Raw genomic sequence first — 25351 nt, 5'->3', positions numbered from 1 at the left:
CCTTTTGTTAACTAAAATTAAAATCAAGTTAACATATAGCTATTTTAATCTAACCATGTCGCAATAAATCTGTCAAGATTACTTACAATTATATGGAAGACAACATACGTTTATATCCTACGATTATTTAAACTGAACCCTTCCTAAAACGCTATTAGATAGTAAATTAACATTGACCAGCTGATATGTTCTATTGCTTTGAGGCTCATGTTAATAGTTGTGGTTTAGTAGAACATTTTTAGTATGATACAATTCAAAGTTTAAATAATTTCTAAAATAGCATAAGCAGTAATTGTTCAAAAAATGATTGCTAGTAGCTAAACGAAGAGAGTGGTAAAGGGATAGTAATAAATGTATAAAGTACCATTTATAATAGTATCGTAGCCAGTTTTATGGCTTTATCTAAAAGAATAAGGGGGAAAAAGACATAATGATCCAAAAATGACCGTCTATTGGATGATCAATGTGCTTTAACACGTTTACACAGCTACTAGTAGAAAAGGAAGAATCGCACCTCCCCCTTGTGGATTGGTGTTGAAATGGTCGCAACTGATTTTCTCAGACGTTTTCTTTTTCATAACGAAAAAATTAGCCAATTTTTCATCATATTTTAGGCAAGGAATTCTTGAAATAAATGTAATGATTTCATACTCATTTTTAAAAAACATGCATTGTATGACGGTTAATTAAATCAAACCGTTTCATAAATTATTTGACATACTTCATGAAATTGATATAAACACCCTAGGACAGAGATACATACTAACAAAAATATTTGGCATATAATATAACATCTCCTTTCATTTTAAGACCTTCCTAAATTTTTTTCATATTTTTCTGGGGAGGTCTTTTTATTTGTTCATCAAATTAGTTAAGGAATTTCTTTTTGATTTCTGGTGTAGGTAACATACATTCTGTTCTACGCCCAAACCATTTATAGCGGTTTTTTGCTACCCAATCGTAAACATAATCACGAATTGGTACAGGTATGATCCTACACAGATAGAACACCTTCCATAAACCCGGCAAATATTTAGACACTTGAAGTGCTGCAGTTGATTTTAAATAAAAGTTATTCCCATCTATAAAAACGAAGCTATCAACATTGGTTGGAATTTGATATGTGACTAACAATTCCTTTGCAGCTTCTGATTGCATAGCAGTAAAACACAATGCATCCGTCTTATCTCTCTTTAGTAAAAACTGGACAGCTCCGTTACATAAATTGCAAACCCCATCAAAAATAATAATCGGAGTCGTGTTGTCATTATTCATCATTACTCTCCACCTAGTTGTTTATTATGTTGAACTTATTATTCTTCTGATTAGATAACGGGATCTTTCTCAAATGGTAAGTTCTAATCAGCAAATAAAATTTAATGCTTAATTCCAAGAATCTCATCCTTCTTGAATCAATTCATGTAACAGATTGTTTTCACGATGGTTGTTATGTACTTCGTATTGAAATAAGCAATTAGAGAACTAGCTCATAATGGCATTTTTTACAGATAATTGTTTAACTTTTTATTAAGTACTTTTCGTAAACTTTATTGTTATTTTCAAAATGGGCATTATGATGAGTTTTAATAGAGCTCCATAATTTTAAGAGAGACCTGATGTCACGAACGCTAGTTGTATACGTGCTAATACGTTAGAACAAAAGCAACAATCAATACGAAAACCACCTTAAAATAACTCCTATCGAAAAAAAGGATGAATATCTACAATACATACTTTATACATTAAATGTAATATATGTCCATACACTAAATAATACTTCTACAACTTAGACTGATGATTGTGGATGATTTATTTAAATATGGAGGGAAATATTGTGACGAAGAATACGGTAAGCTTGATCGTTACTATTGTTGTTGTAATTATCATTGTTATTTTACTTAGATAATGCTTAAACATAATGTATTATCATTCGATTTATATACGAAATTAATAACACCTATAATATATATACTCATAAAACGTAAAAAAGGGTATTCCTTAAGTCGATTATTAACGACTTAAGGAATACCCTTTTTATTTATATACTTTGTCAATATTCTTCTGTACTTAAAACCTTCTTCATAATAGTATCTTTCGCTATCGTTTACTTAATTCAGAAATGATGTTTTGGGCATCGACATATTCTTTATACATATTGTTTACAATCGTATCTACTGATTCAACAGCTTTAATTGACCCTACACCATGACCTGACGACCAAATATCCTTCCATGCTTTTTTATCAGATTGTGGATTATTAAAGTCAACACTTGCTTTTGCTGCTAGTTTATCTGGATCGAGACCTGCTAATTTAATACTAGGTGCTAGCATATTTGCAGGGATACCTGTAAATGCGTCCGTACAAATTATATCCTCACATGAAGAGGAGACTAACATGCCCTTATAATCTTCTGTCGCCATGCTTTCGCTAGCAGAAATAAACCTTGTCCCCATATAAGCGAGATCAGCTCCAAGAACCTGTGATGCTAAAATTGCCTTCCCATTAGAAATTGATCCTGCTAGTACTAAAATACCATCAAAAAATTCACGAACCGCTTGAACAAAAGCGAATCCAGATATTGCGCCAGTATGTCCTCCAGCACCAGAGCTTACAAGTACAAGTCCATCCACATTAAGAGAAGCTGCTTTCTTAGCATGTTTTATAGAGTTAACATCCGCAAAAACTTTACCTCCATATGAATGAACAGCTTCAATAACTGCAGCTGGATTACCAAGCGCCGTTATAACTATTTGTGGTTTATATGTTTTTATTAATTGTAATTCTTGATGCAAGCGTTCGTATGTCGAATGAACAACTAAGTTCGCTGCCCAAGGCGCAACTTTTTTATTAGGATTTGCAGTCTTATAGTCACTTAACTCCATCGTAATAGTAGCCATCCATTTATCTAATATGTCAATTGTACGAGCATTAGGTGCTGGAAATGATCCAATTATTCCTGCTTTACACTGTGCTAAAACTAACTCAGGTCCAGAAACTAAAAACATAGGCGCACCAATTACTGGTAGTTTTAGTTGTGAGCTAATTTCGTTAGGTAATTTCATTTTAATCACTCCTTTATCATTTACTTACTTGTAAGTAAATTCTTTATTATTCAGAAGATTAACACAATTATTATTATTGTGCAATTATTAGTTCTTCATATTAAAGAATCTATAATGTTTTTATTCACTGCAATTAAAATTAGACCAGTGAGATATTCGAATGGTAATTAGGTCGTAATTGTGCTAAATTGGACAAATGCCATGAAAATTTCTGTCCCATTTTTAGTAATCTCATGTACAATAGGAATAAAAGTATTTTTCAATAGATTTTGGGCAAATGGGTTGTGGATAAGCTTGCCTACTTCGTAAATTGCCCTTTTAAAGTTATTAAATTTTACAGTTCTTCACGAAACACCGGAGAATAGAAATTATAAAGAAGGATGAGAAATTTGAAAAGAGGATCAAAAGACGTAACTCCTGAAAAAATTATAGATGTAGCAAAAGAATTATTCTTTCGAAATGGATATAAAACCACTAGTTTAAAAGAAGTAGCTGATGCTCTCAATGTGACTCGACCAGCAATTTATCATTATTTTAAAAGTAAAGATGAAATTATTTTTTCAATTATTGATAAGGTTACTTGGAAAATTACTGATTTTGCAAAAATCACCTTAGCAAGAGAAGATATAAAGGATCATGAAAAATTTCATCTGCTCGTGAAACAACATATTTTATTAATCTTGGAAAACAAAATGGACATTGGTTTGTTTTTTGATGAAAAAAAGAATTTATCAAATGATTTAATTAATAACTCATTACAGCATATACGTTTGTATTATAAACATGCTACTAAACTATATAAAAATGCTGTATCATCAGGTGATTTCGTAGATATCCCACCGTCTATCGCAGTTCAAACGATTTTCGGATCATGTAATTGGGCTTATCAATGGTACGATGCTAACGGTCACCTTTCAAAAGAAGAAATAGCAGAAATGATGTCTTCATTGCTATTAAACGGTTATAGAAGCAAATAAAAATATGAAGGAGGCGGGCAATGAACAAATCGATACTAATGGCTCTCATTTTCGTTTTGATTTCCACTTTCATTTGGAATAATAGTGTATTTGCTCAAATTGATAAAATTGAAAATGCAAAAATCATAAACTTAAATAGTGAAATTGAAACGATTCATGAATTAGATGGGTCAGTATACTATTATTCATTTTCAATTGAACAACATGGAAAATTCATACTGGAACTACTAACTGAGACAGAAATATTAGATACATATACAATCCTAGATCAGAATAAAGAAGAAATACTATCAAACCCTGCACCCTCAACGTGGATTTTAGGATTACCTAAGGGCTCATATTATTTAGCAGTTTCGACAAAACAAAATCCAGCTGCAAATGTCGAATCATTTACTTTACAAATTAATTTTGAGATAGACAAATATTTCAAAAACTCTTTAGGGACAAATGAAATAGCAAGCGCAACACCAATTGCATTAAATACAACCTATCAAGGTTTTCATTATGCAGACGAGAATGACTACTTCACATTTCAACTCACTCAAAAGGAACGAGTTGGTATAAAAGGAACTTACGCTAATGCAACCTTGTATGATTCTTTAACTTTTAAATTACTAGACGAAGAAAACAATATTATCAATTATGCTTTAGCTACACCTGAAGGCGGCTTTTTTGAAGCTGAATTAAGCGAAGGAACATATGTTATTGATGTGTGGGGATCTTCTCCAGAAGGATATTATGACCTTGAGGTAACAACAAGTGATTTTAAAGACTTAGCTTTAAATCATTGGGCAGTAAAGGAAGTTCAATTTTTATCAGATTTTAATATTATTAAAGGCTATCAAAATGGTAACTTTGGTCCTGATGATGAGGTTAGACGTGGACAGGCAGCACTTATGTTCGTAAGAGCTCTGAATCTTGACTTGGATAACCGTCCTAATCCAGGGTTTGAAGATATAACAGCTGATCATATTTATTACAAAGAAATCGCAGCAGTTGTTGATGAAGGAATCTTTCCTAAGGGAGAGAGATTCAATGCTTTCGATCCACTGAAACGAAGTGATATGGCCTTTGCTCTAGTAAATGCTTATGATTTACAAGGCACTTTTAACGGGGACATTATTGATGTTGATAAGGCAGAGCCAAATTACCTCTATATCAATACATTAGCTGCTAATCAAGTCACTAACTTATATAGTGATGGCACATTTAAACCAGAAAGTGTAGTCAATAGAGCACAGTTTTCAGTGTTTTTTGCTAGAATACTTGACGAAAGATTTAAGTAAGAAAATGATTAAACATGAACTTGTAAAGGTCCAAACTACATTTCGGTCATAAATTTGTGAAGGAATGTTGCATTAGCAACAACCTCCTGAAAGCAGCAGTTTGCACAGAAAAAGCATTTAATGAAAAAGATAACATTTTTCATTAAATGCTTTATTTTTTAGAGGTCCGATCGGACAGCCTCTTACTTATCTATGCCTTTCTCTACTTTAATTTTTAATACCATGACAAAAGTCTCTTCTTGGATCATTTCGTCAATTCCAGCCTGAGTATAGTAGTCATAGGGGCGTAAAATTGTTTCATCATTATGCCGGAAGAATGCTAATACTCTTGTTTCGCCCGATTGTAATCGAATCGTATCTTCTAAAAAAGCATAATAGAATTGACTAGCACCTTTAGAAAAATATGAATCATTTACTTCAAGGGCTTGTGGTCTCTGCATTGTCGCTGGAGAATATAGAAAGAACAAATCTTGGTCTGCGGATTCAATCATACCAAACCCCATTGAGCCTGTAGAAGTATTACGTGGAGCCCTCCCATAGGATAACTGTATTAACGGAGAAGCTTTTATCTTTTCTCCATCCTCATATCCTTCAAGCCAAATATTAACCCAGCTTTGATCTGCATACGGAAGTTCAAGTTCAAAATCAAGTAACCAACCTAGATTTAGCTCCTTAAAGATTTTCTGATGAGATGAATCTGAATCTTCTTTTTTCGAAATATATGCGACATAGTCGATATTTTCCTCAATTGTTGTTTTCTTTGAACATGAAGTTACAGCCATTAAAGATAGAATTAGTAATATTCCAAAGATTTTTCGAGCATTCACACGCCTATCACCTCTTAAGAAATTAACATCAAGTTATTCATTTTATTAAATGTACTATTCCATGCTTATTATTAATATGGCTATTTATTTCACATCAATTTTATGCTTTAATATATACAGGTATTTTCATCCTATTATAAAACACGTGTAACGTTCTTCGCAGAAAATTCACCAATACTTTTCTATAAAAAAAGCGCCTCATACCCTTCACTTAGCAAAGTGAAAGCTTGAGACACTTTTATCAAAAATCCTTAATGGTTACTTTTCTTCTCGCTAACCACCTGGACAGTACACCATGCTTGGGTGATAAGAAAAATGTGATAGCAAAGATGATCCCAGCAGAAGTTGCCATTGCTCCAGCGATTGATACATTCCATAAGACGGCTGCATAGTATCCAAGAACAGCAGCTAACACTCCGATAAGTGCACTTATGACGAGCATGATACTAAGCCTTTCTGTTAATAAATAGGCTGTTGCTCCAGGGACGATGAGCATCGCAACAACAAGAATCGCCCCTACACTATCGAAGGATGCAACAGTTGAAATCGATACCATCCCCATAAGTAAATAGTGTATAAACATAACTGGAATTCCTAATGCTAGCGCCATTTCTGGATCGAAGGAAGCTATTTTTATTTCCTTATAAAATAAAATAATCAAAATGAGGTTTATGACAAGTACAGAACCTAACATCCATACTGCCTTTGGACCTAAATTGTAACCCGCGATTTCAATTGTATCCCATGGGATAAATGTGATCTCACCCATCAATGCATGATCAACATCTAGATGGACATTATCAGCGTATAATGAGAGTAGAATGACGCCGACTGCAAACAGCGAAGTAAAAACAACACCAATTGCTGCATCTGATTGTACTCCACTTGAATCAAGAAGTTGAACAAAAAAAGCAGTAAGTAAGCCTACTATAACAGCCCCTATTAGCATGTTTATTCCGTCTAAGCTATTGCTTATTAAATAAGCTCCAACAATCCCTAATAAAACTGTGTGACTAATTGCATCTGCAAGCATAGCCATTTTACGCAATATTAAAAAACATCCGATCATGCCACAAGTAATACCTACAAGTGAACCAGTAATTATAATCCAAGCTGCATAACTCATGAGCTTGCCCCTCCATGTCCTTTTACCTTTTGTCGATGCGTTTCAGTTGATGTAGGGCTAAAAACAGTGTGTAAGCTGCCTTCCGAACTAGGCACTAGCTTTGGTTGCCTTCCGTATTGAATTAATAATTTCTTCAACTCGTCAACTACATTTTTCGGTAAATCTAATATTGATGAATGATTATCATGCTTTACATGAAATGCTGCAAATTTCATTTCGTGCATTAAATAAATTTCCATTAATCTATGTTTCAAAACTACATTATAAGCTTCATATAAACCTTTTTCGGTTAAATGCCATGAAAGATTAGGTTCTTTTTTCACAATACCTTCTTTTGAAAATTGTAATAATACTTTGTTTAACTGTCGACTCGATAGAGGCCGTTTTTGGTTAATCTCTCTTTCATCAATTGCACGGAGATAATGCCTATTGTCAGTATTAATCATTTCTTCAGCAAAATCATATAAAGATAGTAATATATTTTCCTTCGCTACGAGTTTTCTAAGCTTTAGCAAACGAATTCCTTTCATTAATAAGCCGCGATTTGGTGCAAAAATCATTGAAACAAGAAAGATGATAGTTGCCGCGACGATAATTAACGGACCTGTAGGCATACCTGTTGTTGTCGTACTAATTAAAGTACCTAATATACCTGAAACTGCACCTATTGCTCCAGAAATAATGACCATGTAATCAAGCCTCTCTGTCCAATAACGCGCAGCTATGGCAGGTGTAATAAGCATAGCTGCCATGAGGACAACTCCAACTGCTTGTAAACCAATGACAACTGCCCCAACTATTAGTACCATGAGTAATGCATTTAAAACACCTGTTGGTAATCCAATCCCCTTTGCAAACTGAGGGTCAAATGTTAGAAGCTTAAATTCTTTAAACAATAGTAATGTAATAACGAGCATCGTTATAGCTACACCAGATATAACTTTTACATCCGTACCTATTAGCGATGCAGCCTGCCCAAAGATAAAGTCGTCTAAACCGCTTTGATTCCCCGAACTGTTTTGTGCAATAAATGTTAATAAGACAATTCCAAAACCAAAAAACACAGATAGAATTAAGCCAATCGCCGTATCTTCCTTAATTCTCGAAAAGGATATAATAGACTGTATAAAATAAGTTGCTATTAAGCCTGAAATTGCTGCACCAATTAGAAATAACACAATTGACTTTGAACCGTAAAGTAAAAAAGCTATACATATCCCAGGTAAAGCAGCATGTGCCATCGCATCCCCTAGTAAGCTCTGCTTTCGAAGTAATGCAAAGCTCCCTAACACACCGCTAGCTATCCCTAATAAAACGGTTCCTATTAACACCCATTGAGTATTTGCATCTGATAACGTGCTAATGAGTGTAGCCCACATAATATTTCACTCCTATTGTTCAACTAATGCATTTCCGTGTTCAAGAAATGCCAATCGTCCACCATATGTTTTTTGTAAATTATCAATTGTAAATACTTCTTCTGTAGGACCAATTGCGATTTTCCTCATGTTTAAAAGCAGCACCCAATCAAAATATTCCTTTACTGTTTGTAAATCATGATGTACAACGAGCACTGTTTTTCCTTGTGATTTTAATTCTGTCAATAAAGCAATGATTGCTTTTTCAGTAGCTGCATCGACTCCAACAAAAGGTTCATCCATAAAATAGACTGTTGCATCTTGTGCCAAAGCTCTTGCAAGAAACACACGTTGCTGTTGTCCACCTGATAACTGACTAATTTGTCTATTAGCAAATTCCTTCATCCCAACTTTATCTAGACAAGAAAGAGCAAACTCTACATCCCTCTTATGCGGCCTGCGAAACCATCCAACGTGACCGTATCTCCCCATTAAAACTACATCTAATGCATTGGTTGGGAAATCCCAATCAACAGAGCCTCTTTGTGGTACGTACCCTACAAGCTTTCGTTGAGCTTTATACGGCTTTTTATAAATTTGAACATCTCCACTTGCCTTAGGAATTAACCCCAGTATTGCTTTAATCAACGTCGACTTCCCAGCTCCATTAGGACCGATTACACCTATAAGCTTTCCCTCTGGAACAGTGAAGCTCACTTCTTGTAATACGGGCTTGCGATGATATGCAACTGTGACATTTTCTACTTGTACTGGATTCATCATTTATACTCCTTTACACATTATTTCAACGCTGAAACAATCGTATCAATATTATGCATATACATTCCTTCATACGTACCTTCTTCAGTTCCTTGTTCCCCCATTGCATCTGAATACAATGATCCCCCAATCATTACTTCATGTTCTTGTTCTTTTGCACCTTCAACGACAGCATTAATTGATTTTTCAGAAATACTACTCTCAATAAATACTGCTTTAATTTTTCTATCAACTAATAAATCTACTAAATTTTGAACATCTTTTAGACCATACTCTGAATCAGTACTTAACCCTTGTAAACCCATTACCTCAATACCATATGCATCGCCGAAATAGCCAAATGCATCATGAGCTGTAACGAGAACACGACTTTCTTCAGGTATTTGAGCGAGCTGTTCTTCAGCGTATACCCTTATTTCTTTTAAAGTGTCAATATACTTTTCAGCATTGGCATGATAAGTATCAGCATGCTCAGGGTCCAATTGAGCTAACCCCTCACTAACGGCTTTTACAGAATATGCCCAAAGGTCAGTATCAAACCAAACATGCGGGTCTATAGCTTTTGTATCTCCAGGTTTTGCTAACAGCATATCTTCAGGAACTGTCTCACTTACAGCATACGTAGGCTTTTCAGCTCTCATTTTTTCAAATATTTCGTTCATTTTCCCTTCTAAATGTAGTCCGTTATAAAAAATAATATCTGCTTCACTTAATTTTTTAATATCCCCTTGAGAAGCTTGAAATAAATGGGGATCTATCCCAGGCCCCATAAGTGGTGTTACTTCCACATACTCACCGCCTACATTTTCAACAATATCTGCGATTTGACCGATTGTCGTCGTAACCGTAATAAGGCTATCTGATTTATTAGTTTGTGATGTATCATCACTACATCCAGTAGCTAAGATGATAACAGTTAACAAACTAGTAAGCAATAACATTAGTTTTTTCTTCATATTAAACCCTCCGCTTTATCTGTTTTTGATTAACGCTATTTTATTGGACTAGTGCAACTTTTGAACAAAAAAATAATGTTCATTAGCTACTTTTGTATATTATGCCAATAATATAGGAAGTTTGAAATACATTTTTCATTACCGCCAATTAAATAGTCAAAGACAATTGTTTTTCCCTAAGGAAACTTTATCAAAAGATATGCCCATTTGTCAATAATGAAATTCATTATTAATCAATGAACAACATATATTCATCTGTATCATGGATAATGCTAGGTCTTCATATCTGTATCGTATGATCATAGCAAGTTAATGGCTATATGTACTAGAAAAAACAATTTTAATAAAGTTCATGTCTATAATTCTACATCTCTCATTAATTTATTATTATTACTAATTTAACCTTGTTGTTTCTAATAACTGTTTTCGTATTCGATTGTTGTTCCCAAATAGGTACTAAACGTACACAACTATATGAGGGCATTTTTCTCTTATGTACAATGCAAAACGAAGATTTAAATACTATTTCTAACACTGATATTTGGTAACAATAGCAACAATCGTTGTAATATAGTCGTTTTATTTCTAGTCCTCAAATTCGTATAACCTCGTCCTAATTTAAGGGTGAGATCGATAGTTGTTTCATTATAGGAATGATCAAGATTATAGAAATAGAATCATAAAGTTGTTAAAATTATGTTAATCAGAAAATAGCGCTTGTTTGTTGAATAGCATTTAATTAATAAACAGAACTCAACTTGTGTTTTGGGGTACTCAATTTGTAATAACCTTTTACTCAAAATATTAGGAAATAGTTAATTGTTTTCTTTAAGACTCTTTTCGATAAGATTGTTATTTTTATGTAAGTTCTCTATTTTATATAATTTGGTAAAACAATATCAAGGAGTGCGTTGATATGCTAAAAAGAAAAATTTTAACATTGATTTTTGCTTCTTTGTTATCTATTTCACTTATCGCTTTTTGGTTTGTATTCACAGATGGAGAAGAACTGATAGCTTTTTTTCCATTAGCGCTTTGGATTAGTTTAATTGCAATTCCTGTAATATTAATTTATGGGCTTCCTGTATCATTTTTGTCAGAAAAATTAACTAAACAATTTACAAATAACAAACGAATATTTTGGGCTCTTGTTATCCACGTTGTCTTTGGTTTCGGATTTGTATTTATCGCTGGGCTAATATTTGAAACTGAAATGTTAATATGGGATTTCATCCAATTCTGGCGAAAGTATGAAGTGTTTTTATTCCCCTCGTTAGTCACTTCTATATGTTTTTGGGGAGTAGATGAAGTAATCAGGTTTTACTCATTAATAAAAGATACAAAATAAATTTTCGTATCATTATTTATATTTGAGGTATTTTTTAAGCACTCCTTAGCATCTCAACTGTATAATGGCTCGATTTTTGACACAATGAATAAGCACTTGTTCTACTCGTTTAATTCATAACTACTTTCCTTTACCACCGGAAGGCCCAATTTCTCCTCTTAATTTGTTACAGCATTCCCAATTTCGAAAGCAAACAATCTATAAAAAGTAAAACATAGTTCCAATTATTCATTTCTGAAAAACAGGAACTATTCTTCTCAATAATCATTGTGTTGAATAAAATTGTAAGTTAATGTGTTTTACAAGGAACTGTCATCCCATCAATAATCAATTGCCCCATACACATACCATCTGGCCCTTGTACTTGACATGTCGCTTCTACTTTCGTTACGTTTTCAAAGGAAAAAAGTTTGTTAAAACTAACTGTATCTAGCGTTACGGTTTGTACTATACCGTTTGTAGTAAAATTTACGTCTAATTCTCCTCCTTGTACTACATTGCCCACCAAATTGAAACAGACTTCACCATGAAGGTCTACCGCCCTACCATCGTAAATTTGAGCTGTTTGCCCTTGTTGCAGCATGTACATTATAACAGCATCTTCCACGATTAACTGACACGGACAATCACACTTATTTTCTTTTTGAATCGAACTTCCACAACAAGAACTAACTTTCTTATATTGACTCATCATTTAACCTCCAAATTCACAGATTAATATGATATCTTATGTCTATATTCATAACTTGACTGGGTGTATGATGCGTCAATACTTTTTTCATGTTTTATCATTGAACACAGTTTTTAATATGTTTACTTAATAAGAGTCACAATATTCCACAATACAATTACGCGATTACAAGGTATAATAAGACCCCTTAATACTCTAATTTATCCTCGTTTTTCTGAGACGGATAATTCATCCCATTTCTTTTTATATTCATCAGTATCACTTTTTTCTAATTTGCGAACCATGTTTATGAAAAGATGAACTGCTCCTACATTTATAGATACTCTTTATTAATTTCCTTTGATCGTTTTGCAGCTGTTTTGACTGCTTGCTTAATTGCCTTGCCCCCGCCAAATTTTTGTAACGCATCTAACCCAGCTTGTGTTGTTCCATTTGGAGATGTTACATTTTCTCTTAATTTTGATGGAGATTCGTCTCGTTCCATAATCATTTTGGAAGCACCTAGCATTGTTTGAACACTAATTTTTCTTGCTGTTTCTTCTTCTATACCCCCGTCAACTGCTGCTCGTTCAATTTGTTCTATTAAATAGTAAAAATAAGCTGGACCACTGCCGGCAATTCCAGTAAATAGATCCATTTTCTCTTCCTCAATAAAGTAAACTTCACCAAAGCACTCTAATATTTGCTTTACTATCATTACTTTGTCCATTTCAACATTAGATCCAGTAGACACCCCTGTTGCCGATTCTCTTACCATACTAGAAGTATTTGGCATTACTCTTATTACTTGCTGTCCTTCATTTAATCGTTCCTCTATAAAAGCTGTTGAGATACCTGCCATTACTGATAAAATAACTTGATTCGGTTTTATTTTATTCTTTAAAAATGTTAGAGCTGATTCCGCATCTTTTGGCTTCATAGCTAAAACAAAAAAATCTATTTCAGAAAAATTGATATCACCCTTTGTATCTCCACGAATCCCGTATCTATCCTCAAGTGTGCGTAGTCTTTCCATATTACTTTTATTACTTACAATGATATGGTTATTTGGAATCTTCTTTGTATAAATCAGCCCTGATATCATAGCTTCCGCCATTGAACCAGCGCCTAAAAATGCAACCTTTTCGTTTTGTAACATCTACTCTTACCACTCCAGTTTTTATTAAAAATGTTTATTTTAGGTCTCTTTCAAAAGATACAGTTAATAGTCTACAGAACTACTTAAGTTTGAGAAAACGCCATTTACACGCCTAACTAGCAACCTCATTGAATTGAATACGATCATTAATACTCATATGAGCGATTCTTACAATTGCTAGCAAATGCTTCAACATCCTACCAAACATATATTGTAAACGCTCTATATCACCGATATGCCATATAAATGTTTTAAATTTCTATATAAACTAAGGTTCTTTTCGTAAACTTTGTTGCTATATAGATAAAAACGTCGTTTTACTCAACAGTCATCGTTTATAAAAGTAAAGATGCCACGAAACCTAGTTGTATACGAGTTTATTTTTTTGTATAAAAACTGTCTAAACTAAAAAGCAGACCTTCAAAATTTAAAGTCTACCAATGATGTTTCTTTTTATTAACAATTCAAAAGAATTTACGGAATGAAAAAGCCATCCCTATATGGAACGGCTACTTTTATAAAACCATTAAAGAGCTCTGTTATGGTTAATGCAAATTTAAACCTGTACATTTAATAAAGCTCACTCCTTTATATAGTTTATATTTCACCAGCCATTTTCAAAATAGCTTCAATAATTGCATCAGGTTGGTCAAACATCATATTATGACCGCTATTCGGAACTAAAATAAGCTCACTATTATTTGATAAATCGGTTTGTTGTTTTTGAGCATCTTTCCATTGCTGATCAATAATATTCGCCTCTTCTTCTGAAAATCCTAATCCGATTGTACCTAATATCATTTCTCTATCTATATCACTTGGTGTAATAATTAGTAGGGGCTTATCATCTAGGTGTTGAGTATCCTTCAATAGCTTCTCTAATGATCTTAATTGTTTGAATTCTTCATCGGTTATTTTGAAAAAATCAGAGTCGTATTGAACATTGACCTGCTTTTCTGCTGAAAGGTAATCGGGAATTGCATCGCCAAGCATTGCCTCCCCAAATAGGCGTATAAATCCCAAATTGAGATAATATACGATATACTGTTTGATCTTGTGACTCAAAATACACATCATTAAATGTTGTAGCTTTTTCTGTAAAATATTCATTTCGTGCATCAACAAGAATTAATCCTGAAACCTTTTCAAGATATTTATCTGCAAAGAGACGAGAATAAAGCCCTCCAAGTGAATGACCCACTAATATTACTGGGGTATCAATATTAGAATATTCGATAATTTCACTCAAATCATCTATCGTCGTATCGATATTGTATCCATTAGGATGTGGCTCACTCCACCCAAGCCCTGCTCGGTCATAAGTAATTACTTCAGTATGCTTTGCTAGCTCTTTCTGGACGTATGACCAATCATAGGACCATGAACCAGCTCCTGCTTCAATAACAATAGATGGTAGATTCGTTTTTTTCCCTTGAATATTCACATGTATTTCTCTATCTCCTACATCAACCATTTCTCCATCTGGAGGAAAGTTGTTTTTAACATTTTTGTAACTCGTATATTCATACAAAAAACCTGCTACCAATGTAAGTAGAATGATAGTAATTAAAGTTATACCTATTAATTTTAACTTTCTAAATGATTTAGTAGCATTCCTATATTTAATTTCCAAATTTATTACATCTCCCTTAACTAAGCTACTATTTTATAGCTTATTATGCCTCTTATTTCATAACTTTTCTGAACCACTATTTGTTTCACTATCCGTTAGAAAAAGCTCCTATGTACAGTTGCAAAAATACTAATAAGTAATTGTCGCCTTGTTACACTCTTCTTTCGATGGCTAATACTTATTTCTTCGAACAGAATCGTAAAGTTTCAAATCACCATAATCCTTTTAAGAAATAATCGTTCCTACCCTTTCTTTTAGTAAGGCTCTTTTCGTAAACTTTGTTGCTATTATTATCAATTAAATACAAAAAAAGTGGTTATTATATTGTTAGTCATCGTTGTACTGAAGAAAAAATGCCACGAACTCTAGTTGTGTACTGTTCTATTTCTTAATACGAAAAACAACAATCAATCGAAAACAGTCTTTAGTAATTTGCTATCCACCTTTTCACCTCTTTTATATTATTGTTAATAATTATCTATTCTAGAATCTTCCATATATCCCTGTATTAATAGTTATCATACTTCGCAATGTAATCTGGGAATATTTTGCCCTTCTGCTTTGTTATCCAATGATACAGCTACATACTATGGGTAGGATAAGCAAAAGTGGCTATAAAGCGTTAATAAAATTACAATATTAAAAAGCCCAATCTCTCATTATTAAAAATGAGAAAATGGACTTTTTTCGTTACTAAAGAAAAAGTTTAGTTATTTCTGGTTGACGTATTAATATGTATTATTTTTATGGAAGTTGCAATAAGAACATTACTAATTCCACTTTATCAAGAATGCATTTTCTATATAGAATTGATATAGCGATAGCAAATTTTCAAAAAATAACTGACCCTAACAATTAGATTGTTATTTGCCACCTATCTAGTAACAATATAGTTATACAGTCCGCAAACAATAATGTATCGTGTAGAAAACAAGTCTATATTTTGAAGGTAGGTCACTCTGGTATCTTTCTTTTAGATGTTTCTAATTTAAAACTTATATCCTTCAAATACTTTTAATCCCTCTTCATTTAATATTTTCTCTACCACTACTGGTTTTTGAGGACTTTTATCAAATACTTCTTTGCATGATATCATAATGTTACTACCTGCTATTTTTGCTAATTGATCATGAGATACACTGTATACTATTTTTCCGAGATTCGACCAAACCATAGCTCCAGAGCACATTACACAAGGTTCACAACTGGTATAAAGACTATATTGTCTTAGATCAAAAATATTATGTTCAGAACAAAATTTTCTAATAAGTCCAATTTCAGCATGGTGAGTAGGATCACACAAAGTATTAATTTTATTTTCCCCAATCATCACTACTTCATCACCTTTTACTAATATAGCTCCAAAAGGTTCATTTCCTGCCGTTCTAGCTTGAAAAGCGATATCCAGTGCTTGTTTCATAAAATATTCATCATTTTTCGTCATTTTATTAAACCTCCATCCAAATGTTGAGAACTACTTATTTTCTATTATGGTTTCCAACGTCAATTTTTACTTAAGATTTATTAATAGAATATGTAAAGTAACTAAGGGTTTGCTCTAAGATTAGAATTATATAGTTCTTCAAGCTCTTATCTTGTCAAAAATTTCACTCACATGACTTCCTGATGTAGGGTTTGTGTAATATGCTAGCTTTTATTAAATACCCATACATCATAAATATCATTATTAACATCCTAGGTCCTTTCCAAAAAAAAACTTTTCATTAAGGGCCATTTCGTAAAAAGCGCAATGTTAGTTCATTCCTTCAATTTTGCGAAAACTCAATAATTAATCCATTTAGTTACGGTATAAAAAATTTCTTTCGTATTTGGGTCGTGCTCTAAATATCCTCCATAACGTCAAACTAATAGACCATAATCAAACGTTCTACTAAAAAACCAAATATCGTAATAATTTATACTTTCTCATAGAACTTGAAGGTTCTTCATTATCCAGTTTCCATCCTCAATAAATATTGGACTATTATCTATACCTAAATAAAAGTATGATTCATTGAAAACAGTGTATTACTTCTTGTCCCCATATGTATCACTAAAATGAAAAAGAGGCTTACTTTTTTTCATTTTAGCACTATAAAGATGAGGCCAGTCAGTCATTTCTGTTTATAAATTCTTTTAAGCTATTAGTCTAAAAGTAGCAAAGATAGTATTACATTCTTGTGCACGATAATTGAATGTCATTATATTTTTCCACACTGACAAAATATAAATATGGTAATCTCCTACCCTATGATAAAGAAACCATTAAACATAATATAAATGCAATACTTGATAAAGGTGTCATTACATATCTTTCTTTTTTACTCTTGGATATTAGATTTTTTATCGTATTTAAGCCAAGATAAACTGTTATTACCCAAACTAAAATATTTGTAGGAAAAAAATTAAAGATATTCAAAAAGTTAGTATGCTGTAAAAAAACAACTCCCATAAACAAAAGAATGATAGCATTGATAAAACTTATAATACGTAATTTTTTAGGTAAAACTTTATAAAATCCACCCATCGCAAATTCGCCTAACGGTACCCCTAGTGCAAGTAACACTTGAAAAACAGCAATAAAAGCAAACATTATAGCAACAATAATGGATAATACGTAGAAAATATCCCCGTCCATAAAATTCTCCTCCTCCAAATATTATACTTCCTATAATACTCAGATTCTTCAGCTGGCAGACTAAAATAATACAAATTCCAGTAACAATTCAGCTTATGAAGTTGGATCGACACTTTTTGAAAAGAAAGGACACGCCTCTATTTACAGACACGCTCCATAGTATTGAATAGCATTTAATTATTAAACACAACTTGTGTTTACTTCTACCCAATTTAACAATAACGAATAACAAGTTCTTTAGATATATTTTTCCCAACACCCCCTCTGTTCCAGATTCTTTGAACAGAGGTTACTAATTTTCATACTCCTAAAAGGAGCAAAGGGTGCTTCGCTTCAATATACCGCAAAGTAGATTGATGATTATGTAAAAATTCTTCATTACTGAAGTACTGGAACTAATCGACTCACTAATCATTGAGTCTTAAAAAGTGTTTTTTGACCTATCACATTAATACAAGCTTAAATTAAATACTTACATAACATAAAGTACACCCTTTATTATCACTCTCCCCTCTCTGGTTGGTTCATTCCTCCTTTTGTGAGCCATAAGGGAAGGCTACTAATTTTCTGGAACTCTTTATTTGTATCTATTTCTGGCTGGTTGACATTTAGGTATCCAATTTCAATTATTAATGATCTTTCTATTAACAAAGTAATGGAAGCAAGAAAAATCCCACTAATACTAAAAAAATCTTATCTATGATACTTTATGTCATCTCTCCCTATTGATTCTACTGTTGCACGTTTTTTCTATAGTATTTTTTATAATTCTATTTTTACAATTCAATTAATTGTTTAACCGTTTTCATTTTATTTTTTACACTCAAAAGAATAACTACTTGTTATGTACTCGTGTATCTCTAGTACCACTTCTCCACCAGATTCATAGCACTTTGAAGTCAGTAAACTTATTTCCTTATTATTAAAATAACCAAATGAAATAATTAGAAAAGATACTACCAATATGAGGATTACTAGTATTATTAATAACCCTATAATGTGTCTGCTATGTAAAATTGACATTTTACATCCCTCTTTTACGATAAAATAATGGATCAATATTTTTGTTTATTGAAGCGGTAATTCATGCATATACCAATGCACCTTTAATGGCTTATCTTGTATGTTGGCACCACCATGTTTTCTATAATTTTTTATAAACATAATATCACCATTGTTTCATAAAAAGTATCACCCACACTAACTTTTTTCATATCTATATAGAAAGTATACTCGATGAGAAAGAGGCGGTTTTTTGACGACAACGGTAATTGATGTCAAAACACATAACGTGATCACTACTATACCTGTTGGAGATAATGTTGTATCTGCCCAACCTATCTTTACTCCTGATGGAAAACTGGCTTATATAGCTAATAATGATTTAGAAACTGTTTCTGTCATTGATGTGAAAACACATAGTGTAATTGCTACTGTTCAGGTTGGAGACAATCCAGAACTTGTCGACTTTACACCCGATGGAAAACTGGCTTATGTAATTAATGAGCGGGGGAACTCTGTTTCTGTCATTGATGTGAAAACACATAGTGTAATTGCTACGGTGCAGGTTGGAGAAGAACCTAGAGATGTCGCCTTCACTCCTGATGGAAAACTAGCTTATGTGGCTAACATGGATGAAAACACTGTTTCTATCATTGATGTAAAGACACATAGTGTAATTGCTTCTGTTCAGGTTTTGGATGAACCTAGAACTGTTAGCCTAACACCTGATGGAAAGCTTGTTTATGTAACTAACCGGAACGAAGATCCTGGTCTTATTTCAGTTATTGATGTGAAAACGCATACCGTGATTGCTACTGTACAAACTGTGGGAGACTCTAGAGATGTCGCCTTCACTCCTGATGGAAAACTAGCTTATGTGACTAACCGCCTTTTCAATAATAACATTGTTTCTGTCATTGATGTAAAAACACATAGTGTAATTGCTACGGTGCAGGTTGGGGAAGAACCAAGAACTGTCACCCTAACACCCGACGGGAAACTTGCTTATGTGGCCAATCGAGACGATGTCTCTGTGTCTGTCATTGATGTGAAAACTCATAGTGTGATTGCTACAGTGAGGGTAGGGGAAGAACCTGGTGTTATCGCTTTTACACCCGACGGAAAACTTGCTTATATAATCAACCGGGACGATGATCCTGGCACTGTGTCGGTCATTGATGTAACAACGCATAGTGTGATTACTACTATTCAGGTTGGAGAAAATCCAGGAGTTGTCGCCTTTACTCCAGATGGAAAACTAGCTTATGTAGTTGAGGGTTCCTCTTAATTAAATGCTATTGTTTTTTGCTCTTGATTTTTGTTAAAACAATAAACAAAATAAGACTTATAACTAAATCATTCACGTCTTCATCCACAAGGTCTTAGCTAATTCTTATAGCACGTGTTGGCTGCTTTTCCTAAGTATAGAATTTTAAAAATCCCACTTCTGTAACGAAGATGGGATTTCATTATTTTTCAGTATATTTACAGGAGAAATCCAACCTTCTCACTTGATACAATAAGAATCAATTCTTTGCAGTTCATTTTTATCATTAAAAATATAGACATCACAGGCTGAAACAAAAGATAATTGTTCACCATTACGAATAAATTCAGCTGTTCCATTCACTGCAACGCAATTTTTTTCAGAAATTACATTTAATGTAGTGAATTTAGTGGTAATCGTTTTGAAATAATTTGAAGTTTGCTTGCATTCATCTAATACAGCCTCCCTACCTACCAAGGTTTTGTCACCTACGATATTCCATTCAATTATTTTCGCTAGAAATGGAAAAGCAGGCTCAAAATTACCATTAGAAAACGACTCTGCAATTTGTTTTTGTGTGAGAACATGACTTTCTGAAGCCATAGTTCAATTCCTCCTTTAATAATTAGTTTAGCTAACATTTAATAATTAGTTTAGCTAACAGATGTCTTACCACTATTTGCTGTATTAAATTAATACACAGAAAAGGAATCCTTTTTGATTCATTTAGCTGTTTTATAACTTCCATAAATTCATCATAATTACCTTCATTTATAAAATAATTGTTGTATAACTCTTGAAACTTTTTCGGAATTGTTAGAGGTTCCTATTATAAATACTAGAAAATAACATACTGCTATACTGTACAGTCATGATATACAATCAAAGTAATTACATCAAATTTGATATCCGATTATTTTATTACTTTAAGGTGTATGTACATGATGGACATTTTGCTTGATATACTTCCCCTTCTTTTATCATCTAAATATCCCCTTATCAAACACAATAATCTTTAGTTTATTAAAAACGTTGTATCAAACGAGTTATTTTTACATATTTTTGTTATACGAATTAATTTATTGAGGTGATTTTATTTTGACAACCGCTGTAATTGATGTAAAAACCCATAGTTTGATAACTACAATACCAACGGGGTTTAGTTCTTCATCTGCCTTTACACCTGACGGTAAAATTTTTTATGTGGCTAATGGCTCTAATTCAAATTCTGTTTCAGCTATAGATACAAAAACTCATTCAATTATTGCTTCCATTGCAATCGGTAGTATACCAATAGTAGTAGCTATTACTAAAGATGGAAAACTGGTTTATGTTATTAACCGTGACGATAATACTCTTTCTGTTATTAACTTGAAAACTCATTCTCTTATTTCTACAGTTTTAACCGATGAACAGCCTGAAGGTATTGTTTTCTCTCCAGATGGGAAATTAGCTTACATTGTTAACTCTAATCCAGCCGGTACCATTATTGTCATGGATGTTAGCACACATTCTATTATTTCTACTGTATCTATTGGTGACATTCCTATTGGTGTTACTTTCACTCCTGATGGACAGCTAGCATACGTGACTATTCGTGACTCCAATACAGTTTCCGTTATTAATGTAACTACTCATTCGGTTATTGCTACTACCACTGTTGGTGTGCAACCGAATGTAGTTGCTTTTACTCCCAATGGAAAAATAGCTTATATTGCTATTTCTAACATTAATGAAAATCTTTATGTCATTGATGTTAAAACTCATTCTGTTATTGCTACTGTTCAAATCGATGGTGATCAAACCGATGTTGCTTTTACTCCGGATGGCAAACTTGCTTATGTTGTAAGTAATTTTACTGGTATTGTTTCTGTTATTAGTGTCAAAACTCATTCTGTTATTGCTACAATACCTGTTGGTACCGAACCGATATTTGTCGTCTTTACTTCTGATGGCAAGTTAGCCTACGTAAGTAATAGTAGAGGTAAATCCGTTTCTGTCATTGATACTAAGACACATGCAATTATTGCCACCATTGACATGCCTTTTAATGAATTATCTGGTTTTATTTCCTTCACACCTGACGATAAATTAGCCTACGTCGTCGAACTATCCGATGAAGCATAGTTAATAAATAACAGGTATAACTTACATTATGTTTACTAACCATCAACAAATTAGAAATAACTTATAATTACTAAGTGTTATTAAACATGTTATAAATATCCATATAGCGGTGTATTATGTCAGAAAAACCTCCTAACAAAGAAATTTAGAACCTTAACATAGAGGAACTTACAAACACTTCGTCTATTTCTTATGTTTTCATTCTAGTTTTTTCCTTTTTATTGATTTTTTTCCTTTTGAGTGACTAGGTTTATGAAGATTAATCATTAGTGTATTTTTTTGTTTAGGAAGCATAGCTTTTTGTAAGGATCTGTATGGCTTTCATCAACAATTGACTTAGTTCATGTTAGAGAGTAGGTAATTTCATAACCATTAAAATAATAGTTTTATATACAGGATTATCGCGCTTGTATACTCAATGTACATCTTTTTCAAGTGTACTTTTGTTATAATAGACAATATGTTTATTTTTCACATCAACTTTTTTAACAGGAGTGTGTTTTAAAATGAGATTTGATGCATTTACACCAATGATTGGGTTATTTTTTAATTTCCTTTCTTTTATAGTCGGAATGGTTATTTTATATTGGGTGATTAAACTTGCTGTTAAGAACGCCATCAATGAATCAAAAATTAATAAATAGAAAACAAGTAGCGTTTTTTTCACCTTCAGATTTTTTTAGGTGTTTTTATCAAACATTTTTGCTATTAAGTCTGATAAAACTTGTGTGTTTCATCTAGTACATACATAAGTTATTTGCATAACATATTGTAAGGCCATCTACACTCATATATGAACCTCCCTAAGGCAAGCCTCCTTTCTCAGACCGGAATAGGGAGGTTACATATTTTTAAAAGGGATATGACATTAATACAATTGTTTTTTAGCACAGTTTCATATAGAGTAGTAAGTCCTTTTTATTGGACATCATCTCTCTACTCATCTTCCGCGTCCAGAGTAGAGAGTATTTTTTAATTATGATGAGGTTTATAATACTAACTACGTCAATTATGGTTTTTCCACGTATGATATGTTACAAATGTTCGTTAAAAACAAGTTCCCATTGTTTGACTCTGTTTTTAATACATTGTTTGATATCTCTAAAAAACTATGGTTATTAAGTTCGTCTCCGCTGTTTGTAGAAACATTTATTGTATCTGTTGCCATGAAATTATCATTGATCTCCGTGATCATACCTATTGTACAACAATCGCAAATAGTTAGTTCATCGGGAAATTCACATTGGCATATACAAGTACATGTTGGACAAGTTCCAGAAAAAAATATATCTTTTGACAAGGTATCACCCCCTCTAATGACTAAAATATCTTATGCTATACAAAGTATTTATATATGGAGCCTTTATATTTTTTAATTTGACTGTTTTTGTTTGTTGCAATTGTTATCCAATTAGTACCAATAAAAAGTGGTTTTACATGGTTAGCCATTGTTATACAAAAGAAAGTTGCCACGAACATTAATTATGTACATGTTTGACTCTTTAGTACGAAAAGCAACAATTAATGAGAATACAGCCTTTAATTAACTCCATGCTTATTTAGTTTCATAAATTCACACATTAACTTACTTGATTAATCCAATTCTTCATTAAAGCTAAATATTTCAAAGGAATTTATTAACATTTAAAGAATTATATAGTGATGAATGTAAAGAAAGGACTTTATTAAATGTTTAATTCTCTCGAGAAAGTAGCCACCATTTTTCTTAGCCTGTGGGGAATTGTTATCATTATTGGATTCATTTTCAACCTAGGAGTAACAAATTATCCTATATTCGATAACCCCATATTTGGTTTAGTTTCATTATTTTTTCTTGTGGTTTTTATATTTTCAAAAATAAAAAAGTTGTTAGTTAAAAAAGACAAGGAACTAAAAAGCCTATAATTTGATTTTATGGGCTTTTTCATATTCAGTTATACATGCTTGTTATCAAGTAACCTCAATTTACTCTTGTGTTTCATAAAATTTTTTCCTAAAAATATATTTTTGAATTATCCCAATAAACTCCTCATACCTTGTAATAATAACTACTTTGAAGAGGGTGGATTTGGTTTGACTACTACTGTGATAGATGCAAAAAACCATAGTGTGATAGCAACTTTACCTGTTGGAACAGCACCTTTTTCTTTTGTACAGTCTGTTGCCTTTTCCCCTGATGGAAAAGTCGTTTATGTAACTAATAATGACGATCGTACAGTTTCTGTTATTGATGTCAAAGTTCATTCCGTGATAGCTACTCTTTCTGTCGGAAACAACCCCTCTGGTATCTCCTTTTCTCCTGATGGAAAATTTGTTTATGTAACTAATACTGGAGATAACCCTGGTACTGTTTCGGTCATAGAAACCAAAACACATTCCGTTATTACTACCATTTTGGTTGGGGGAAATAGTCCATTTGTTGTATCCTTCTCCCAAAAGGAGAAATTCGCTTATGTGACTAATCCCGAAAGTGGAATAGTTTCTGTCATTGATACCAAAACACATTCTATTATTTCTTCTATATTGATTGATAATGCACCAGTAGATGTAGTTTTCTCAGCTGACGGAAAATTTGCTTATGTCACTAATAATGTTGACCCTGGTACTGTTTCGGTCATTGATGTCAAATCTCACTCACTAATGTCTACTATTTTGGTTGGAAACTTTCCACTTGCTATCGCGTTATCTCCAAAAGAAAAACTTGCTTATACGGTTAATAACGATAACCCTGGTACAGCTTCAGTTATTGATACGAAAACACAGTCTCTAATTACTAGTATTTCAGTTGGAAGTTTTCCACGTGATGTTGCCTTCTCCCCTGATGGTAAACTCGTATATGTCACTAATGAATCTGGCACTGTTTCGGTCATTGATGTGAAGACTCATTCCGTGATAGCCACTATTATAGTTGGTGGGAGTCCTATTGATGTTACGTTCAACAATGAGGGGAAATTGGCGTATGTTACTAATTTTGGCGATAGCACTATTTCGGTCATTGATACCAAAACTCATTCCGTAACTTCCTCTATTTTTGTAAACACTCCTGTAGCTGTTGCATTCTCTCCTGATGGTAAACTTGCTTATGTAGTTGAAGGGAATTAAGTTCATTAACCTTAATTACTCTCAAGTATCCT

At 32.8% G+C, this 25351-nt stretch carries 22 protein-coding genes; 6 read left to right on the top strand and 16 right to left on the bottom strand.

Features of this window, described 5'->3' with window-relative positions; translation table 11 throughout:
* Positions 1-867 precede the first annotated feature (867 nt).
* A complete protein-coding gene (locus JM172_RS10595; protein ID WP_250886614.1) occupies positions 868-1275 on the bottom strand; it encodes a thiol-disulfide oxidoreductase DCC family protein in 408 nt (135 codons plus the stop codon).
* Between the two features lie 822 nt (positions 1276-2097).
* On the bottom strand, positions 2098-3063 hold the full coding sequence (locus tag JM172_RS10590; protein ID WP_214482271.1) for an NAD(P)H-dependent flavin oxidoreductase: 966 nt from the start codon (positions 3061-3063) through the stop codon (positions 2098-2100).
* A 389-nt stretch (positions 3064-3452) separates the two neighbouring features.
* Between JM172_RS10590 and JM172_RS10585 the strand changes: the two genes are divergently transcribed.
* Together JM172_RS10585 and JM172_RS10580 are read left to right on the top strand one after the other, a co-directional pair.
* The gene (locus JM172_RS10585; RefSeq protein WP_214482270.1) at positions 3453-4040 is read left to right on the top strand and encodes a TetR/AcrR family transcriptional regulator; all 588 of its coding nucleotides are present in this window, start codon (positions 3453-3455) and stop codon (positions 4038-4040) included.
* Between the two features lie 20 nt (positions 4041-4060).
* Positions 4061-5326 (top strand): S-layer homology domain-containing protein, encoded by a 1266-nt coding sequence (locus JM172_RS10580; protein ID WP_214482269.1) that lies wholly within the window; start codon positions 4061-4063, stop codon positions 5324-5326.
* Between the two features lie 182 nt (positions 5327-5508).
* Here JM172_RS10580 and JM172_RS10575 read toward each other — a convergent pair whose 3' ends face one another.
* The 5 genes from JM172_RS10575 to JM172_RS10555 form a co-directional block, all read right to left on the bottom strand.
* Positions 5509-6153 carry a hypothetical protein gene (locus JM172_RS10575; protein ID WP_214482268.1) on the bottom strand — a complete coding sequence of 215 codons (645 nt, stop codon included), beginning with the start codon at positions 6151-6153 and terminating at the stop codon, positions 5509-5511.
* A gap of 241 nt (positions 6154-6394) precedes the next feature.
* Positions 6395-7279 carry a metal ABC transporter permease gene (locus JM172_RS10570; RefSeq protein ID WP_214482267.1) on the bottom strand — a complete coding sequence of 295 codons (885 nt, stop codon included), beginning with the start codon at positions 7277-7279 and terminating at the stop codon, positions 6395-6397.
* A complete protein-coding gene (locus JM172_RS10565; RefSeq protein ID WP_214482266.1) occupies positions 7276-8658 on the bottom strand; it encodes a metal ABC transporter permease in 1383 nt (460 codons plus the stop codon). Before JM172_RS10565 ends, JM172_RS10570 begins: the two co-directional genes overlap by 4 nt.
* Positions 8659-8670: 12 nt before the next feature.
* Positions 8671-9417: a metal ABC transporter ATP-binding protein gene (locus tag JM172_RS10560; protein ID WP_214482265.1), complete on the bottom strand. Its 747-nt coding sequence runs from the start codon at positions 9415-9417 to the stop codon at positions 8671-8673.
* Between the two features lie 20 nt (positions 9418-9437).
* Positions 9438-10373, bottom strand: coding sequence for a metal ABC transporter solute-binding protein, Zn/Mn family (locus tag JM172_RS10555; protein ID WP_214482264.1), 936 nt, complete (start codon positions 10371-10373; stop codon positions 9438-9440).
* A 916-nt stretch (positions 10374-11289) separates the two neighbouring features.
* Here JM172_RS10555 and JM172_RS10550 point away from each other — a divergent pair.
* Positions 11290-11721, top strand: coding sequence for a hypothetical protein (locus tag JM172_RS10550; RefSeq protein WP_214482263.1), 432 nt, complete (start codon positions 11290-11292; stop codon positions 11719-11721).
* Between the two features lie 289 nt (positions 11722-12010).
* Here the strand turns inward: JM172_RS10550 and JM172_RS10545 are convergent, their stop codons facing one another.
* The 6 genes from JM172_RS10545 to JM172_RS10520 all read right to left on the bottom strand — a co-directional run bounded on the left by JM172_RS10545 (position 12011) and on the right by JM172_RS10520 (position 17821).
* Positions 12011-12412, bottom strand: coding sequence for a hypothetical protein (locus JM172_RS10545; RefSeq protein ID WP_214482262.1), 402 nt, complete (start codon positions 12410-12412; stop codon positions 12011-12013).
* A 313-nt stretch (positions 12413-12725) separates the two neighbouring features.
* Positions 12726-13550 carry a pyrroline-5-carboxylate reductase gene (gene proC / locus JM172_RS10540; protein WP_214482261.1) on the bottom strand — a complete coding sequence of 275 codons (825 nt, stop codon included), beginning with the start codon at positions 13548-13550 and terminating at the stop codon, positions 12726-12728.
* A 597-nt stretch (positions 13551-14147) separates the two neighbouring features.
* Entirely contained in the window at positions 14148-14420 is a 273-nt protein-coding gene (locus JM172_RS10535; RefSeq protein ID WP_214482260.1) for an alpha/beta fold hydrolase, read from the bottom strand.
* A 55-nt stretch (positions 14421-14475) separates the two neighbouring features.
* Positions 14476-15183: an alpha/beta fold hydrolase gene (locus JM172_RS10530; protein ID WP_214482259.1), complete on the bottom strand. Its 708-nt coding sequence runs from the start codon at positions 15181-15183 to the stop codon at positions 14476-14478.
* Between the two features lie 988 nt (positions 15184-16171).
* Complete coding sequence (locus JM172_RS10525) at positions 16172-16627, bottom strand: nucleoside deaminase (RefSeq protein ID WP_214482258.1); 456 nt, start codon at positions 16625-16627, stop codon at positions 16172-16174.
* An 804-nt stretch (positions 16628-17431) separates the two neighbouring features.
* On the bottom strand, positions 17432-17821 hold the full coding sequence (locus JM172_RS10520; RefSeq protein ID WP_214482257.1) for a hypothetical protein: 390 nt from the start codon (positions 17819-17821) through the stop codon (positions 17432-17434).
* A gap of 1255 nt (positions 17822-19076) precedes the next feature.
* Here JM172_RS10520 and JM172_RS10515 point away from each other — a divergent pair.
* Positions 19077-20111 carry a cytochrome D1 domain-containing protein gene (locus JM172_RS10515; protein ID WP_214482256.1) on the top strand — a complete coding sequence of 345 codons (1035 nt, stop codon included), beginning with the start codon at positions 19077-19079 and terminating at the stop codon, positions 20109-20111.
* 219 nt (positions 20112-20330) lie between these two features.
* On the opposite strand, the gene JM172_RS10510 is transcribed toward JM172_RS10515, so the two are convergent.
* Complete coding sequence (locus JM172_RS10510; protein WP_214482255.1) at positions 20331-20693, bottom strand: hypothetical protein; 363 nt, start codon at positions 20691-20693, stop codon at positions 20331-20333.
* A 495-nt stretch (positions 20694-21188) separates the two neighbouring features.
* Between JM172_RS10510 and JM172_RS10505 the strand changes: the two genes are divergently transcribed.
* Positions 21189-22217, top strand: a complete 1029-nt coding sequence (locus JM172_RS10505; RefSeq protein WP_214482254.1) for a YncE family protein — start codon at positions 21189-21191, stop codon at positions 22215-22217.
* A gap of 415 nt (positions 22218-22632) precedes the next feature.
* Here JM172_RS10505 and JM172_RS10500 read toward each other — a convergent pair whose 3' ends face one another.
* Together JM172_RS10500 and JM172_RS10495 are read right to left on the bottom strand one after the other, a co-directional pair.
* Positions 22633-22884, bottom strand: coding sequence for a hypothetical protein (locus JM172_RS10500; RefSeq protein ID WP_214482253.1), 252 nt, complete (start codon positions 22882-22884; stop codon positions 22633-22635).
* 342 nt (positions 22885-23226) lie between these two features.
* Positions 23227-23517: a hypothetical protein gene (locus tag JM172_RS10495; protein ID WP_214482252.1), complete on the bottom strand. Its 291-nt coding sequence runs from the start codon at positions 23515-23517 to the stop codon at positions 23227-23229.
* A 773-nt stretch (positions 23518-24290) separates the two neighbouring features.
* Here JM172_RS10495 and JM172_RS10490 point away from each other — a divergent pair.
* Positions 24291-25319 (top strand): YncE family protein, encoded by a 1029-nt coding sequence (locus JM172_RS10490; RefSeq protein ID WP_214482251.1) that lies wholly within the window; start codon positions 24291-24293, stop codon positions 25317-25319.
* Positions 25320-25351 lie beyond the last annotated feature (32 nt).

The organism is Bacillus sp. SM2101, from assembly GCF_018588585.1.
In the GTDB taxonomy this organism is placed as follows: Bacteria; Bacillota; Bacilli; order Bacillales; family SM2101; genus Nanhaiella; species Nanhaiella sioensis.
The sequence above is the reverse complement of the archived record's forward strand: the minus strand, read 5'-3'. Positions and strand labels throughout refer to the sequence as shown.